The organism is Massilia sp. IC2-278 (assembly GCF_020708045.1).
Lineage (GTDB): Bacteria > Pseudomonadota > Gammaproteobacteria > Burkholderiales > Burkholderiaceae_D > Telluria.
Genome location: NZ_JAJFES010000016.1, coordinates 96,481 through 112,362, shown reverse-complemented (window position 1 = coordinate 112,362; position 15,882 = coordinate 96,481). Strand labels below are relative to the sequence as shown.

At 56.4% G+C, this 15,882-nt stretch carries 15 protein-coding genes and 1 pseudogene; 4 read left to right on the top strand and 12 right to left on the bottom strand.

The features are described from left to right. Nucleotides 1-357, bottom strand: a pseudogene (locus LK540_RS21815) (sensor histidine kinase); the annotation flags it as partial. Between the two features lie 299 nt (nt 358-656). Between LK540_RS21815 and LK540_RS21810 the strand changes: the two are divergent. Continuing rightward, complete coding sequence (locus LK540_RS21810) at nt 657-1,592, top strand: exopolyphosphatase (RefSeq protein ID WP_229439465.1); 936 nt, start codon at nt 657-659, stop codon at nt 1,590-1,592. A gap of 84 nt (nt 1,593-1,676) precedes the next feature. Here LK540_RS21810 and LK540_RS21805 read toward each other — a convergent pair whose 3' ends face one another. The 5 genes from LK540_RS21805 to LK540_RS21785 form a co-directional block, all read right to left on the bottom strand. Beyond that, entirely contained in the window at nt 1,677-4,076 is a 2,400-nt protein-coding gene (locus LK540_RS21805) for an EAL domain-containing protein (protein WP_267498875.1), read from the bottom strand. Nucleotides 4,077-4,257: 181 nt separating this feature from the next. Beyond that, the gene (locus LK540_RS21800; protein ID WP_229439457.1) at nt 4,258-4,518 is read right to left on the bottom strand and encodes a hypothetical protein; all 261 of its coding nucleotides are present in this window, start codon (nt 4,516-4,518) and stop codon (nt 4,258-4,260) included. An 850-nt stretch (nt 4,519-5,368) separates the two neighbouring features. After that, on the bottom strand, nt 5,369-5,593 hold the full coding sequence (locus LK540_RS21795; protein WP_229439455.1) for a hypothetical protein: 225 nt from the start codon (nt 5,591-5,593) through the stop codon (nt 5,369-5,371). A 220-nt stretch (nt 5,594-5,813) separates the two neighbouring features. Beyond that, entirely contained in the window at nt 5,814-6,461 is a 648-nt protein-coding gene (locus LK540_RS21790; protein ID WP_229439453.1) for a response regulator transcription factor, read from the bottom strand. Between the two features lie 121 nt (nt 6,462-6,582). Next, nucleotides 6,583-7,212, bottom strand: coding sequence for a response regulator transcription factor (locus tag LK540_RS21785; RefSeq protein WP_229439451.1), 630 nt, complete (start codon nt 7,210-7,212; stop codon nt 6,583-6,585). A 353-nt stretch (nt 7,213-7,565) separates the two neighbouring features. Between LK540_RS21785 and LK540_RS21780 the strand changes: the two genes are divergently transcribed. Continuing rightward, on the top strand, nt 7,566-8,249 hold the full coding sequence (locus tag LK540_RS21780) for a Crp/Fnr family transcriptional regulator (RefSeq protein ID WP_229439449.1): 684 nt from the start codon (nt 7,566-7,568) through the stop codon (nt 8,247-8,249). Nucleotides 8,250-8,438: 189 nt separating this feature from the next. Continuing rightward, complete coding sequence (locus LK540_RS21775) at nt 8,439-8,696, top strand: hypothetical protein (protein ID WP_229439447.1); 258 nt, start codon at nt 8,439-8,441, stop codon at nt 8,694-8,696. A gap of 16 nt (nt 8,697-8,712) precedes the next feature. Here the strand turns inward: LK540_RS21775 and LK540_RS21770 are convergent, their stop codons facing one another. From LK540_RS21770 to LK540_RS21745, 6 genes are all read right to left on the bottom strand, one after another. After that, complete coding sequence (locus LK540_RS21770) at nt 8,713-9,237, bottom strand: TssQ family T6SS-associated lipoprotein (RefSeq protein ID WP_229439445.1); 525 nt, start codon at nt 9,235-9,237, stop codon at nt 8,713-8,715. Then, complete coding sequence (locus LK540_RS21765; protein ID WP_229439443.1) at nt 9,234-10,550, bottom strand: hypothetical protein; 1,317 nt, start codon at nt 10,548-10,550, stop codon at nt 9,234-9,236. The genes LK540_RS21770 and LK540_RS21765 overlap by 4 nt, the downstream gene beginning before the upstream one ends. Nucleotides 10,551-10,773: 223 nt before the next feature. Next, complete coding sequence (locus tag LK540_RS21760; protein WP_229439441.1) at nt 10,774-11,883, bottom strand: acetate kinase; 1,110 nt, start codon at nt 11,881-11,883, stop codon at nt 10,774-10,776. A 312-nt stretch (nt 11,884-12,195) separates the two neighbouring features. Next, nucleotides 12,196-12,414, bottom strand: a complete 219-nt coding sequence (locus LK540_RS21755) for a hypothetical protein (protein ID WP_229439439.1) — start codon at nt 12,412-12,414, stop codon at nt 12,196-12,198. A 378-nt stretch (nt 12,415-12,792) separates the two neighbouring features. After that, the gene (locus LK540_RS21750; RefSeq protein WP_229439437.1) at nt 12,793-14,058 is read right to left on the bottom strand and encodes a nitronate monooxygenase; all 1,266 of its coding nucleotides are present in this window, start codon (nt 14,056-14,058) and stop codon (nt 12,793-12,795) included. 163 nt (nt 14,059-14,221) lie between these two features. Continuing rightward, complete coding sequence (locus LK540_RS21745; RefSeq protein ID WP_229439434.1) at nt 14,222-14,707, bottom strand: YajQ family cyclic di-GMP-binding protein; 486 nt, start codon at nt 14,705-14,707, stop codon at nt 14,222-14,224. Between the two features lie 138 nt (nt 14,708-14,845). Here LK540_RS21745 and murB point away from each other — a divergent pair, with 138 nt between their 5' ends. Further along, nucleotides 14,846-15,874, top strand: a complete 1,029-nt coding sequence (gene murB / locus LK540_RS21740) for a UDP-N-acetylmuramate dehydrogenase (RefSeq protein ID WP_229439432.1) — start codon at nt 14,846-14,848, stop codon at nt 15,872-15,874. The last annotated feature ends 8 nt before the right edge of the window (nt 15,875-15,882 follow it).

Sequence of the window (15,882 nt, the reverse complement as noted above, 5' to 3'; positions counted from 1 at the left end):
CGCCGCCGGAGCGCCAGGCGCAGCGGGCGGGGCCGGGGGAGCGCCGGGCGCGGCCGGCGGGTTCTTGTTGCGCGAATTGAAGCGGATGCCGCTGTCGTCGATGGTGATGCTGGCCCGCTCCTTGCGCTCGCCGCGTTCCAGGCGCGGCTCTTCGTCGCTGCCGGAAAACAGCTCTTCCTGCAAGATGGTGCCGGCGATCAGCATCAGCGCCGCGAACAGGAAAAATTTCCACCACGACAGTTGCGTCACCCAGGTGGCCACGCTGTCGAAGGCGCGGTACAGCCACGACAAGGTGCCGGAAAAATAGTAATGGGCAGAGCTGCGCGCTTGCATGGTCAGGTGTTTGTCAGGTGTCATTGCGGGTGCGAGTGTACCGCGTTGCCGCCGCCCGGTGACGAAAAAGTGATGCCTGGAATACATCGCCGCCGGTCTCGCTGTGTTGGAATGACACAACTCTAGCGCCGGGAGGCTCACCCCGCACGCGCTGTGCGACAGCCTGCACAAAGCGGGCAACAGGCTGCATGCAAACGCCTGCTGCGGCGTTGTAAGTTGCCGAATATACACACAAAAGCTGTCCATCGGAAATTTTGCGCGGTATGATGAATTCACTTCCTGGCCGCGCCAGCCCATGATCCGTCCGATGAAAGGGTATGCCGATGTCTGCCGTTCCTGCTCGATTCCGTCTCGTCACCCGCAGCGATTTCGATGGCCTGGTCTGCGCCGTCCTCCTGAAACACCTGGACCTGATCGACGACATCCTGTTCGTCCACCCCAAGGACATGCAGGACGGGAAGATCGCCATCACCAGCCGCGACATCACCACCAATTTGCCCTACGTCGCCGGCGCGCACCTGGTGTTTGACCACCACCTGTCGGAAACGATGCGCAATACCGGGCCGCGTGCCAACCACGTGATCCAGCCGAACGCCCCCTCGGCCGCGCGCGTGGTCTGGGACCATTACGGCGCCGCCGCCTTCCCGGCCAGCTGGGCCGAGATGATGACGGCGGTCGACAAGGCCGACGCCGCGCGTTTCACCCGCAGCGAGGTGCTGGAGCCGAGCGGCTGGAACCTGCTCAACTTCCTGATGGACGCGCGCACCGGGCTGGGGCGCTTCCATGACTTCCGCATTTCCAACTACCAGCTGATGATGGCGCTGATCGACGCCTGCCGCACCTTGAACATCGACCAGATCATGGCGCTGGCCGACGTGCAGGAGCGGACCCGGCTGTATTTCGAACACAGCGAGCGCTGCAAGGAACAGATCCGCCGCTGCGCGCGGGTCGAGCGCAATTTGGTGGTGCTGGACTTGCGTAATGAAGAGACGATTTTCGCGGGGAACCGCTTCATCATTTATGCGCTGTTCCCGGAGACGAACATCTCGATTCACGTGCTGTGGGGGCTGAAGAACCAGAATACGGTGTTCGCGACGGGCAAGTCGATCCTGAACCGGACCTCGCAGACGAATATCGGGGCGCTGATGCTCGAATATGGCGGTGGTGGGCATGAGAATGCGGGGACCTGCCAGGTGGCGAACGAAATGGCGGAGGATGTGCTGGGGGCCCTGATCCACCGGATTACCAGCGAAGGATAAGGCCGGCCTGCGGCCCACCCTACGGGTAGCGTTCGGGCCTGAACGAGAGCGACAATCCGGATCGTTTGTACCCTCCAGCTTACTTCACGCCGGCATCCGGTCCCGCACCAGCTCGCGCGCAGCCTCCGCCTCCATCGGCTCGCCCAGCCACGTCCCCTGCAAGCCCTCGCAGCCATGCGTCTTGAGAAACTCCATCTGCGAGCGCGTCTCCACCGCTTCGCCGATCACCGGCATCTTGAGGTTGTGCCCGATATCGATGAGCGTGCGCGCCATCATATTGCCTTCGCGCGCGTCCTCGTTTTCGGCAATCGCGTGCACAGCCTGCTTCGAGAGTTTCAGTTGCCCCACCGATAGCTCTCGCAGGAAGCCAAGGTCGCTCATGCCGTGGCCGAATTCGTCTACCGACAGGGTCAATCCCAGCTTGCGCAGCTGGCAGGCGAGGTCGCGTACCTGGCCCGGGTTGCGGATCAGCGCTTCCTCGCGCAGCTCGATCTGCAGGCTGTCGGGCGCCAGGCCGTACTGGGCCAGGCACTTGGCGATATTGGCAACAAAATCCTGCTGAACATACTCGCGCGCCGACACGTTCACCGACACCGGCACTCCGCTCACGCCGAGTGCCTTCAGTTCGCGCAAGAATGCGCAGGCCTGGTCCAGCACCCAGGCGCCAAACTGGACGATGCGGCCGCTTTCCTCGGCTTCAAGCAGGAAGGCAGACGGCAGCAGTACGCCGCGCTCGGGATGGCGCCAGCGGAGCAGGGCCTCGAAACTTTTTACGGTGCCGGTACGCGCGTCGACGCATGGCTGGTACAGCATGAAAAGTTCATTCCGCTCGATGGCCTGGGCCATGCCAGCGTCAAGTTGCTGGCGAGCGTCGGTGGTCGACTTCATGTCGCTCGAAAAGAAATGGATCTCGTTGCGGCCGGTGGCCTTGGCGTGGTACATCGCCACGTCGGCCGAGCGCACTAGCTCGGCCGCGGTGTGGCCGTCATGCGGATACACCGAGACCCCAAGGCTGGCGCCGACTGCGATTTCCTTGTGCATGAAGGACACAGGCTGGGTCAGGCCCTGGCGCAGGCGTTCGATCATGCGCAGGGTGAAGCGCAGCGAGGGCTGGTTGACCAGCACCAGCACGAACTCGTCGCCGGACAGGCGCGCCACCGTGTCGCTGTCGCGCACCGAGGCCAGCAGGCGCTTGGCCACGACCTTCAGCACCACGTCGCCCGCCTCGTGGCCGTTTGTGTCATTGATGGTCTTGAAGTTGTTCAGGTCGATCAGCACGGTGGCAACCAGGGACTTCTGGCGCTGCGCCAGGTGCAGCGCTTGTTCCAGCCGGTCCCACAGCAGGTTGCGGTTGGCCAGGCCTGTCAGGGCATCGTGGTTCACTTCGTGCTCGAGGTGGGCAGTGCGCTGCTTGGTCGCGGTGACGTCGAGGATGACGCCGATGAAGTGACTGGCCTTGCCATGCTCGTCGAGTACAGGCGTAATGCTCAGGTCGTTCCAGAACAGCTCGCCGTTCTTGCGCATGTTGCGGAAGACAACGTTCACAGGCTGGCGCGCGGCAACGGCAGCGCGGATGCGGGCGCGTTCGTTGCCGTCCATGCCAGGCGCGGCCATGAAGCGCGAATCTCGTCCGATGACCTCGGCGGCTGGATAGCCGCTGATGCGCTCGAAGGCCGGGTTCACGTATTCGATCGGACAATCGTTGCCATCGATGCGGGTAATGACGATGCCATTGCTGGCCGCATGCAGGGCACGTTCGCGCAGGCGCAGTTGCTGCTCCTGCGCGCGCCGCCGGGTGAGATCGAGCCCCATGCCGAACAGGTATTCGCCGCCGTTGCAGGTGACGCGTGAGCCGCACAGGAGGACCGGTGTAACGCGCCCGCTGCGCGATGTGAAATCCGCCTCGATCTCGACTTCTTCGTTGTCCTCGAACACGCGGCGGATGCTTTCGGCAATCAAGGGACGGGTCTGGAGATCGAACAGTTCGACCGCGTTGGTGGCCGCCAGTTCGTCCGGCATCATTTCAGTGATGCGTTCGTGGTTGCGGTTCCACAGTACATAGCGGCCTTCGCGGGTAAGGGCATAGAAGGTGCCGGGCAAGGTGTCGACGACGGCCGCGAGCGGAACGCGCCCGACGCGGACCGACTCGGGCGTGGAATCGTCGTGCACGTTATCGATGGCGGCAACCCAATAATGTATTGCGCCGTCGGCCCCGGCCTGGGGCGATAGTGCCAACTGGGCGTAGACATGGCTTCCGCCGGAATGCCGCAATACGACCTTGTTGGTGCGTCCGTGGTCGGCTACCATGCCGCGCCAGCGCTCGGCCTTGTCCTCGACGCTGACGCCGACCAGCAGGGCGCCGACGGGTTGCCCGATTGCATCAGACGATGTGAAGCCGAGCAGGCGTTCACAGCTATCGTTCCAGGTCATGATGATACCGGTCTCGTCAATAAGAAAGGCAGCATTTGCGGTGGGCAGAGACATGAACATGCGAATGCCTTTCTGATCGAAGAGACTAAACTTGGACTCGCCAGGAACGCTTACGTTCCCTTACTCCGCATGTCCTGGATAGAAATCAATATCTTCAGACTGAGGTCCGCGGGGTTACAGGCTGTCCTGCCAAATCATTCAATGCCTACAAAATCTGCACTGCACGATGTATGGATCACTGCAGCACCTCATCCGACCACATCACGAAGACAGCCTGTTCGATGACCACTTGCGTGATTGCTTCGTTAGGCATCAGCTGAGGCGGAAGATGGGCGTCAAGGGAAAGCGAGATAAGCTGGAAATGCTCGGGATCCTCATCGTTCAATTTGAGCCAGTCGTCGCGTGCCACCGTTTTGCCTGTAGGCGCAGGCAACGTAAGCCAGAAACCTGTTTCTCTTTCCGCGATAACAACATAATGTTCGAGTCTCTTGGCCATATCTCATCCGATATCACTGACTGTCCAGGCTACCGATGATCCAGTCGGAAGGCGTCCTGGGATGTTAATCGTGTCTTGCCAATTTTTATGGATAGCCCTGTCTATTCAGGTTCTCATCGTTTGCCACATCGGGCACCCGCGTCCCTGGGAGCAAGGCAGGCGTCGCTGCGCATGGTTTCCAACTCAAGAAGCTGCCCGTATCTGCGGCACGCCGGCATGTATGGGACGACAGGACCCGCAAGATGAGTGCTTCGCTTATTCCATTCTTGAACATGTAGGCCCAGGCGTGTACTGATCCACATCGCATCTCCAGAAAGATACCGTTCCGTATGACCTGTTCCAGAAAATGGTCTTTTCGCTTGTTCATGGCGTTGCAAGTGAAGGTAAAAGTTCTGCGGATCCTATCGATCCTCTCTGGACTGGCACACGATTACTTTCTCGATCATATGGCGGATGTAATTGGCGCCAGCATCAATGAACCCTTTTTCGTCATCGTAGTCCAATCACCGAACGGCACTGCATGTGGCCGTAATGATTGACTTTTGATGGAGGAATGATGAGGAAGGAAACAATTGAATGGCTAGCGACTCTTCGTGCTAGAGCAGAAGAGCCCGGGATTATTTTCGTAGCAGTGCGTGCACGTTCCAGAAGCATTTTTATATATCCGGAAGAAATTCTTGATCGTACTGATGAGCAATTATTGGCTTTCATTCGCCACCGCCTTGCAAATGCCGCGAAGTCGTCGAAGTCAGAACCCGAGCACATTGAACGCTAGGACTTACCTGCGCCACAAAAAATTCGTTGCAAACAATATCTACTCGTATGCTGATAAGCAGGCATACGTCGGTTTTTAACCGAGCGCATCCGAAAGCTTTTTATGTGCCCGTGCAATGACAATGAGTCCTGCCAGTTCACGCGTAATCTGTGATAGCTGTTCACTTCTAACCTGGCACACTAAAATAGTTAATTGCTGTTTCAGTAGGTGGTTTCTCCGTCCAAGAAACTCCTTGGATTCGTGCCCTGCCAGTGCCCCGATAATCTGTTCCATCATGTCGTTCGTCGTCACTGCATTCATGTTTATCTCCGATCGGCAACATCCGGGGCGCTGTTCACGTGCGTTATGCAGACTGGATAAGCTTACACATTGTCTCATCAACTATTACTTGTAGTTACAACGAGTTTGATTTTGCGCAAGCTTTCGTGCCTTAATCAAGTTTCCAGTGGGATAATCAGCATCTTCCGATATGCAAGACGTTGATATTGTGTTAGAGCAGTGCTCTCGCTTGCTTTATTCATCAGATACCAGACTGTTCTTGACTGATTAACAATCTATGTTTCAATGCATAAATAACCATTCCACTCAGTCCGTGGGTGTGGAGGCAGGTTTGAATGGCCGTCTTGTGGGTGCTGACTGCTTTTTTACTGATCGAAACCCATCGGGCGATCTGTTCAATGCTGTATCCCCTGATGAGTAGAGAAAAAATTTCGAATTCTCGATAACTGAGCTTTATGTGAAAATGATCGTTCTCGCATAACTCGGCAGCAAGCTGTTGCCTGGCTGTGCTGCTCATGTATGTTCGCCCTTCAATTGTAGATGCGACGGCATGTTGAAGCTCCTGTGGGCTGCAGTCGAAATGGAGTACCGCGTGCACACCCAGGCGGCACAGGTGCGCAGGGGATGAAAACGTATCGCGGCGTGGCAGAACAATAATACGCGGGGGATTATCGATGGAACGAATCCTCTTGATGGTGGAGAGGATCAACAGGCCATCGGTCGGTTCCGCCAGCAGGATCGCCTGGAACTCCGCATGAATCATGGCAGCCGACAGTTCTTCCAAAGAGGAACAGTAACTCACTTCATACCCAGGATTTCCCGCATTGAGCAGGTACACCAGCCCCTCCCCCAGCAGGTGTTGCCCAGTCATGACAAGGATGCGGTCCATGGTTCAAGTACGCAGACAAAGATAATGGTGCCGGTATATTTCCCGACCGCCGGCTCCGGTAGGACGCTCACACGCGCGAGCGATGAGTGCTTCTGCATGCGAAAAAGCAATTTCGAATCGGTCAAGTGATGCCGTGAGCCAATGCATAACGGATGAGTTCGCTAAGATTCGACACGCCGATCTTCTGAAATACACGCACTTTGTGTGTGCTGATCGTTTTCGGGCTCAATAACAAATCTCTTGCGATCTGATTGATCTTGTCTCCGTGAAGTAGACGATAAAAAACGTCCAGCTCACGTTCGGACAAGCGGTGATGCGGTAATACTCTTTCGAATGGCGAAAGAGCCGCTACCAGGCGTTCTGCCAACGCCATACTGATGTGCAAGTGACCTGTCGAGACCTGCTCGATCGCGCTCAGCAATTCATCTTTTTCGCAGTCTTTTCTAAGAAAACCTTTTAAACCCGCGCGCAAGACGCGGACGCCGTATTTTTTCTCATCCAGGTCGGAGATCCCCAGAATAATCGTGCTCGCAGCGAGCTCGGCAATTTGTCGGATCAGAGTTTCTCCCGTCGCACCGCCCATCTTGGGTTCCAACAGCAATACGTCAGCTCGACAGTTTTTTAGCGCATTCAATAATTGAAAACGACTCGACGCTTCACCGACGACTTTGTATTTGTCTGAACGGTCGAGTATCGCCCTGATGCCGGCACGCAAGGTGTCATTCGGGTCTGCAATAAAAACTGTCGTCATAAGCTTTTCCCTCGAATTCGAGGAATTGATGTAGTCAGTTTAGACCGCTTTCCGCTAAAGCTTACGTGTTTTCCATTGTTTTAGATCAAGGAACATTCTAAATGCATAAGTCAGTATTCGTGAATATTTTTAGAAAAAAAGAAACCGGAAGTGTACGTTTTTAGTTGGCATAACTGAGCAGGAGGAAAAAATGAATTCTATAAGGAAAGAGCTATTGCATCGGCGGTATCAAATGAATGTGATTTTCCATTCACCGCTGCGGATCAGTCCAAAGATGCTGGATTTATATACAGCAGCCGATTCACTACTTAAACTGCACAGTTTCCGATCTGCTGTTGGAATGCGAGGCTGATATGGACACCTTATGTCATGATACCGCTGAGGTATTAGGTGTCGATATCTGTGCTTTGCGCGGATGTTCCGGGCGGCTTGACAGGCTTCGTTTTCCGCCAGGGGGCGTATTGTACGATTTAGACGAAGAGTTTCATGGAATTTACGTCGTTATTGAAGGAATTGCAAAAACGGTTTTGGTCATGAATGAGACCGAAGTCGTGACTGGCATAGCAACGCGGTCGGATGTATTGGGAGCGGATGCACTTCACACCACCACCTTTGTCACCAGGGCGGTTGCTGTCACGCCTTTAACGGTCGTGCGGGTACCGGCAAATGTGTTAAGTGAGCTTTTACGGGGCAGTCGCGCTTTTCGTGCAGCCCTCCATTTCAGGTTGGGCAAGGCGATTGCGGAAAGCCTCGACTTGATCAGACTTCTCGCGAAGGCGAGGTCCGAAGCGCGTATCGCTTTTTTCTTGCTGAAGCTTGCATCGAAGCTTGCCGAAGGGCGCGCTGCAACGCAGCCTTTCAATATCGGATTCACACGGGAAGAAATCGGATGCTATCTCGGGCTGACCGTCGAAACCGTCTCGAGAAAGCTGACCGCTCTCGCTGAAACAGGTTATGTCAAGGTGCGCGGGCGGCAAGTCAGGATCAGGAACTGGAAGGGTCTTGAGCGGGTGCGCAGCAAGCGGTCGCTGCATTGAGTAGGGCGTCCTCTGGTACAGATTGTGATGCGGGCCTTCTTTTCCGTTTGCAAAAGTCGTTGATCCCTGCGATTCGCCTGCTATCGCGCTTCTGTGCAGCGCCAGGAGATCGAATGGAGAATGTCTGCAGTGTATGTTGCGTAGCACCTCCTGCCTTATCGCCGTGTCGACTTACCTTGGCGGTGTAATATGAACGATGAACGAAAGATCAAGTTTTTTGTGGACTGGCGCGAGGACGAGAAGTCATCCATTGAAGTCGATCGTGCGCTGTATCTCCGCCAGTACTATGGCATCCTGTACGGGGTACGTTATCTCTTCCATAAAGGATTCACCTTGCGGATCGCATTTCGCGTATTGATTGCAGGGCGCAGGCGCATGGAAAAGCATACCTACTTGCCGATTTCCCGTCACGATGATCCTGCCGAGGACATACGCAGGTTAAGTTGATAGAAATTGGAAAGCTTCACCTGGGGCGCCAGGGATCGATACCACGCCACCGCTCGCGCTCCTGACCTGCTGGCAAGTGTGAGCGGGCCTGGCGGCTGGCGATTCTTGCCTGTTCAAATACCGGCCCCCACATTGGGTGCCCACCTTCGCTTGAGAGAAGCTCAAAGCCAGCGTCCATGCTGAATGCCTGGTCAAAGGCTTGCCGGCAGCTTACGTAATTTTCGATTACACAATAACTGAATGCCCTGTATTTTGCTGCTTCGACCCGCAGGACAACGGGAGCAGATTCCATCTCGGCGGAGCTGAATTGTTCGATTGCTTCCAGGTAGTCGCCCTTGTCATAAAGCCGGATTCCTTCAAGCATCGTATTTGCAGCTTTACGCACAAGATTATAATTGTACTGTTGTCCATCCGCATATTTGCCGATCGCATAGCCGTTCTCGGCTGAGTCCATTTCAGCGGTTTGTATGTTTGTGCAACCCAGCAATAGCGACAGCCCCAGGCCAGATAAATGATTCCGGTAACGGAAAAACATGTTCATTCTGACCGATCAGTAAAGTCCACTGCAATACGACGCACGCTGCCTGAAGCGTCGATCTGAAAAACCCGTTCTTCGGCATTCGGATTCTTGACACGAATCACATGGCGCCCAGCCGTTACTTTCAAGCGTTTCAATGGAGGGCTGACACCATGCGCGTTGCCATCCACGTAAATCACTCCCCAGGGCTGAATCTGCAGTTCTATGAAATCACTGCCCTCCGGTACCCGAGTCGTCTGGGGCTGTGCTGTTTCTTTCGGTTCTGCCAGGCTGGCACTTGGTCGAACAACAGGCCGGACGCTGTCGTTTGACGGGGCCGCGTGCACCTGCTTTGCTGGGTCTGGCTTCGCGTGTTTCTTCTCCCGTCTACCAGTGGTTGAAAGCATTGGTGCGCTTGTTGTCTGCGGCACGCTGATCCGTTCAGATTCCTTCACCCATGAGGTAGGTTCATCCAGAGGTAATGGCGCATCGACATTCGGCGTAGCGACATCCTTCGTTTCCATGGGCGGTCGCTCAGGTAATACCGGCTTCGTGGCAAGAGGCGATGCCTCGTCAACGCGTACCGTCGGGAGGCCTGCAGCCTCGGACGGCTTCGTCCTGGAATTGTCGGCGAATGGATCGTCGCCGGGCAGGTCCAGTTTGCCAAGGAAGATACCGAAGACAATCGCCGCACTGGCAGAAAGGGTCCATACGAGCCAGGGACGTCGGATTTCCGCAGGCTCATGTTGCCAGGACGAGGGCGAACCATGCAAGTAGGGCGAATGCCCAGCTGCTGGCAGGGCTGATCTTGACGTTATAGGGACGTCCTTCAGGCCAAGCATGCCCAGGATGGCACGAAGCTCTTCAATGGAGTGTGGACGCGCATCCGGATCACGGTCCATGCTCCTGTCAATCGCGGTGATCAGCGAATTACTATAGCCTGGCAATACGCGGCCTCGCAGGGGACGTATTGATCCAGGCTCGTGCGTAATGGCAAAGTGAATGACTTTTGCCAGCGCAGTCAAGTCGTCTGGCAGGTCTGGCTGACGATGGCCTTGGCTTACCAGTAATATAGCCTCGCCACTTTCGCGAACAAACACGGTATCAGGCGTTATGAGCTGGGGCGGCAATTGCATTGCATATTGACGCTCAAGAGTGTGCAATAACTGCCTCAGGATATTCCTGCACCATACCTCGTTAACTTGAGCAGGTTCATACTCGACAATTTCCGCGACAGTGCGGCCTCTGTCATTAGACGACCCAAGCGCCAGGGCGGCTTGAGCATTCATCCTGAAGAGGATTTTTTCAGTAAAATCAGACGTGATTTTATGCGTCATCTTGCAGCCTGGATAAACATTCGTCGAGCGGCTATAGTTGACCTTATCTGACGGATTTGACACGAACCTTGAGGCATCGCATAAGAAACAATCATTCAACCGTGCAGCCATCAATACGAATGAACAGTTTCTTTACTGAAAATTCGTGACTTGATTGCATTTTCATTACTTTATCGACGTAAAGGTCGTGTCTGCCACAACGGAACGACAGGCACCAGGGCGCCTAGAAGGTCATCGGTAACCTCAACATGACGGACACGTCTGGCGCATCGCGCGTTAGTCCGGCACCAAGGGACACATTGAGGGATCGAACGCGGTCGATGCGGTACGAGAACCCTACCATGGCAGTTCCAAGCTGAATACGCACGGCACCTGGCAGGTATTGTCCGTTCTGGCGCATCCGTGCAATGGAATTGTGCTCGTAGCCAAAGCTCACTGCGGATCTTTCGTCCAAAGCAATGCCCATGCCGACATTGACGCCAAATGCTGCACCGGGCTTGATCTCGCCAAGCGGTTCCTGCTCACCATTTAATACTGTGCGATTCACGTTCTGCCGCTTGAAATTATGCATGTAACTGAATGTGCCGAAGAAAATTGCCGGTTTGGATGGTAATAGCCAGGTTAGACTCGACTCAACAGCGCGGAATCCAGAGCCAGTGGGCAAGTCTAATGGAAGACCAGTCCGACCATTCACACCTGCCACGCAGCGTGTCGCACAGTCACTGACAACCTCGAATGGATCACGGCCTGTCCTCGACTTATAGCGCAGGCCACCGATGAAATATAACTTTCCAATACCGCCTTCGTTGAACTGATAACGCGTTGCTATCTCAACGTCGCCAAGATGCTTGCCGCTGCCTTCGAAAACATGCTCGTCACCAATGCCGACTGCAGGCGCGCTTCCATTGATGGTGTCGCTGCGATAAGCATAAGGAACTTTTATCTCCAGTTCGAGACGGTTGGTAACGCCATGCCGGACAGTCAAACTCGCCGCAGTGCTGTTTCGCCGGACTTCGCGTGCTTCGACAAAATTGGGCAACACTGGAATGACATTGAAGCCGACAATGGATGCCCGGGTACTCGACAAGTGGCTGAACTGAAGGGCTGGCTCGATCACATAATTCCCTGCGGGTGTCAGGATGCCAGGCTGGGGAAATATCGGTGCGATGTCAGAAGGGCGTCGTTCCGCAGGCGATGTCGTACCGGCTTGCATGCCTTGTGCCTGTGACGCAGCCGAGCAAGCTGCAATCAAACCGCCAACGAGCAATACTGAAGACGACATGGACGTTCGCATGGCTTTTCCTCTAGAAATTGATGCGTTGACGAAACGCATGGTGTTTTACTCGTCTTGCATAGGCAATCATCCTATGAAACCTCTACAGGAAGGAGATAAGCGAGGTAGATTTGAGGCAGATCAATATTTCTGTAGAAAGTGTAGTAGCGAATCAATTCATGCATTGTTAGCTGAATTGTTCTGTGGATGCAAATGCCAGCAAGATCGATCGTTGCTGGCAGGCATTGGGTCAGGAAGGGGGCGAAGTCAGACTGAAGAACTGCTTGTCGCGATATCGTATATAAATTCTGGAACGCCAGGAGGATGGCGCTATTCATATGCGCTGGGTATTGCTGAGTTGGCGTGCAAAAGCTAGGTATGGCCTGGGCTTGAAATCGGTGCATATTGCAGAGGGCTGCCATCGATAAGTTCTTGCAGCCCGCGGATTTCAGACAATAGCGTTTGCTCTCGAAACTTGTCTGCAGCATTCTGCAAAGCAATGTAATGCAGTTCTTCAATCTTTTTTTGGAGGCGGTATCTCAGCCATTGATATTGGAGACGAATCCGATACTTACGGTAAAGGGCGTGCATGGCGTTCTCCTCAGTATGGAAATAAGACTAACTTCCATTAAGCCCTATGTTCTGATCCCCCTCAAAAGATTGCCTATTGCATCTCGGAGAAACATGCAAAACTAGTTAGGCAGATTCTGAATGTTATTTAGGGAAATGCTTAATACAGATGAGCTCATAGGCTCCCTGCATTCCATCGAAATGGTCCAATAGGCGGATATCCATGCCGGCAAGCGTACAGTACGATGGCACGGATGCACACGCAGGTTTGCCGCATTAATCCTATACAGAAGAACATATGCGATACCACTAAAAAAATCGGCCCGATCGAGAAATCGATCGGGCCGCGACATATACATCAGGGCGCCACGAAGCGCCGGCCAGGAAATAAGGTCGGACTTACGCCGCCGCGCTTTCCTGCTTTTCCGGCAGCGCCACCTGGTCGTCCACGCTAAACTGGTAGTCCTTGAACACGTGCTCGGCAGACAGGATCTGGTAGGAACCGTCGGCCAGCTTGTGGGTCGTGTCCTTCAGGCGGTAGGTGAAGTGGCCGCAGGTCCAGCAATTGTAGTTGCGCATGTGCGTACACAGGCAGGTCTTGTCCATCACCGGCGGGTTTTTCACGTCCGGATTGGCCAGCACTTCGCGGTTATACGAATTGATGTAGGCGCAATTGCCGGTCGCGTCCAGCAGGTAGCCGTAGGATTCGCAGCCCGGGCGGATGCCGGAACCGATCGCCGGCGTGCTTTTCAGCATGCGCATCGGGTAGCCGGTCGGCGAGATGCCGTTGACGATGATGTCTTCTTCGCTGGCGCGGAAGTATTCCTGCTTCACGCTGTCGGGCATGCCGCACTCGTGGGTCACGGTAAAGCGGGTCGCCACCTGCACGCCGCCCACGCCTTTTTCCAGGAAGCGCACGGCGTCGGAGCCGGTGAACACGCCGCCGGCCGCGATCAGCGGGATATCGATGTTTTCTGCGCGCATGTAGGCGAGGATTTCATCGATGATGGTGTGCAGGTCGTATTCTTTCCAGTCGAAGCCGAAGCCCAGGTGGCCGCCGGCCAGGGGGCCTTCGACGATGATGAAATCGGGCGGGCGGTTCAGCTTGGCAACCTTGCGCAGGAACAGTTGCAGCGCGCGCACCGAGGACACGATGATGCCCAGCTTGGCTTCGCGGAAACGCGGGTGGTCCTTGATCAGCTCGAAGGAACCCAGGTGCAGGCCGGCCGACATGGTGATGCCGTCGATGCCGGCGTCGAGCGCCGAGGCCAGGCGGGTGCGCAGGGTTTCCTTCGGTGCGTTCATGGTCAGCTTTTCCATGACGTTGACGAAGATCAGGCCATCGCCCTTTTTCGCCGCCATGGTGGCGCCCACGTGCAGGCGGGTCGCCTCGGCCAGGCGCTCGAGGTCGAACTGCACCACGGCCTTGTCCATGTTGTTGATGTTGAACTTGTAGAGCTTGGTCTTGTCCTTGACGAAGGTGGTATCGAACTTGCGGTCCGACACGTCCTGCACCATGGCGTCCGAGATGTGGCCAATGCCGCCGAGGCGCGCCGCTTCTAGCGCCAGCTCGGAGGTCGAGATGTCCACGCCCATCCCGCCGATCATGATGGGCACGTATTCCTTGTTGCCCAGACGCAGGCGGAAATCATCTACACGTTTCATTGCTATCCTTAACACTACCGAATGTGCGCTCGTTCAATCTGGCGACGCCAAATCCGGAACGAGTTTATGCGGCCTCAATTCTACCCCAGCTCATTGTGGGTGAGGCGTATGAAAGGACTGCGGCGCCGACCTGGCCGCAGTCCCGCTGCTGTCCCGTGACCGCTCAGTCGCGGAAGTTGTTGAACGCCAGCGGCAGGTCTTGCACGTCCTTGCGCAGCAGGGCGATGGCTTCCTGCAGGATGTCGCGGTCCTTGCCGGTCACACGCACGGCCTCGCCCTGGATGCTGGCCTGGACCTTCATCTTGCTTTCCTTGATCAGCTTGGTGATCTTCTTGGCGTCTTCGGACTCGATGCCGTTGCGCACCTTGATCACCTGCTTCACCTTGTCGCCGCCGATTTTCTCAACCTTTTGTTCGTCGAGGAAACGCACGTCGACCTTGCGCTTGCTCATTTTATTGATGAGCACATCGCGCACCTGGCCGAGCTGGAAGTCGGAGTCGGCGAACAGCGTCAGTTCGCGTTCCTTCTGCTCGACCTTGGCCGAGCTGCCCTTGAAGTCGAAGCGGGTGGTGATTTCCTTGTTCGATTGCTCGACGGCGTTCTTGACTTCGACCATGTCTGCTTCGCAGACCACATCAAACGATGGCATGGTGTTTTTCCTTATAGCTGCTGTATTTGTAAGTGGCGGTATTTTAACGGACAAGCCCCTGTGCGAGGATGGTTTTTGCCTTGGCGCAGCACCTTGGCTCTATAATTCCCCCGATTCCAGCCTCGTCCACCAGCGCTCATGCCGCCCATTCTCTCCATCGAACACGACGTTTCCCTCCAGCCTTTCAACACCTTCGGCCTGCCGGCCCGGGCGCGCCATTACCTGCGCATCACCGATCCGGCCCAGCTCGACAGCCTGCGCACCGATGCCGCCACCGCCGGCCTGCCGCGCTTCGTGCTCGGCGGCGGCAGCAATGTGCTGCTCACGCATGACGTCGCGGCGCTGGTGCTGCACATGGCGATTCCCGGGCGCGAGATCGCCGGCGAAGAAAACGGCGCCGTGCTGGTGCGCGCCGGCGCCGGCGAGAACTGGCATGGTTTTGTCGAATTCACCCTGGCGCAGGGGCTGGGCGGGCTGGAAAACCTGTCCCTGATCCCGGGCACCGTGGGCGCCGCGCCGATCCAGAACATCGGGGCCTATGGCCTGGAAATCAAGGATGTGTTCCATTCGCTCACGGCCTACGACCTGGCGACGGGGACGCAGCGCGTGCTGCGCGCGGCCGATTGCCGCTTCGGCTACCGCGACAGCATTTTCAAGCATGCCGATGGGGCGAACCTGGTGGTGCTGGACGTGACCTTCGCCCTGCCGCGCGCCTGGCAGCCGAACCTGCGCTACGCCGAACTGGCGAATGCGCTGCAGGAAGCGGGCATCGCCGAACCGACGCCCCGGCAGGTGAGCGAAACGGTGGTGGCGATCCGGCGCCGCAAGCTGCCCGATCCGGCAGTGATCGGGAATGCGGGCAGCTTCTTCAAGAATCCGGTGGTCACGAGCGAGCAGTGCGCGGCGCTGCTGGCGCGCTTTCCGACGCTGGTGCACCACGCGCAGGCGGACGGGAGCGAGAAGCTGGCGGCCGGCTGGCTGATCGACCAGTGCGGCTGGAAAGGGCGCAGCATAGGCGCGGCCGGGGTGTATCCGAAGCAGGCGCTGGTGCTGGTGAATAATGGCGGGGCGAGCAGGGCGGAAGTGCTGGCGCTGGCCAGGGCGATCCAGGCGGATGTGCTGGAGAAGTTCGGGGTCGAACTGGAGCCGGAGCCGGTGTTCGTCTAAGGCTGGTG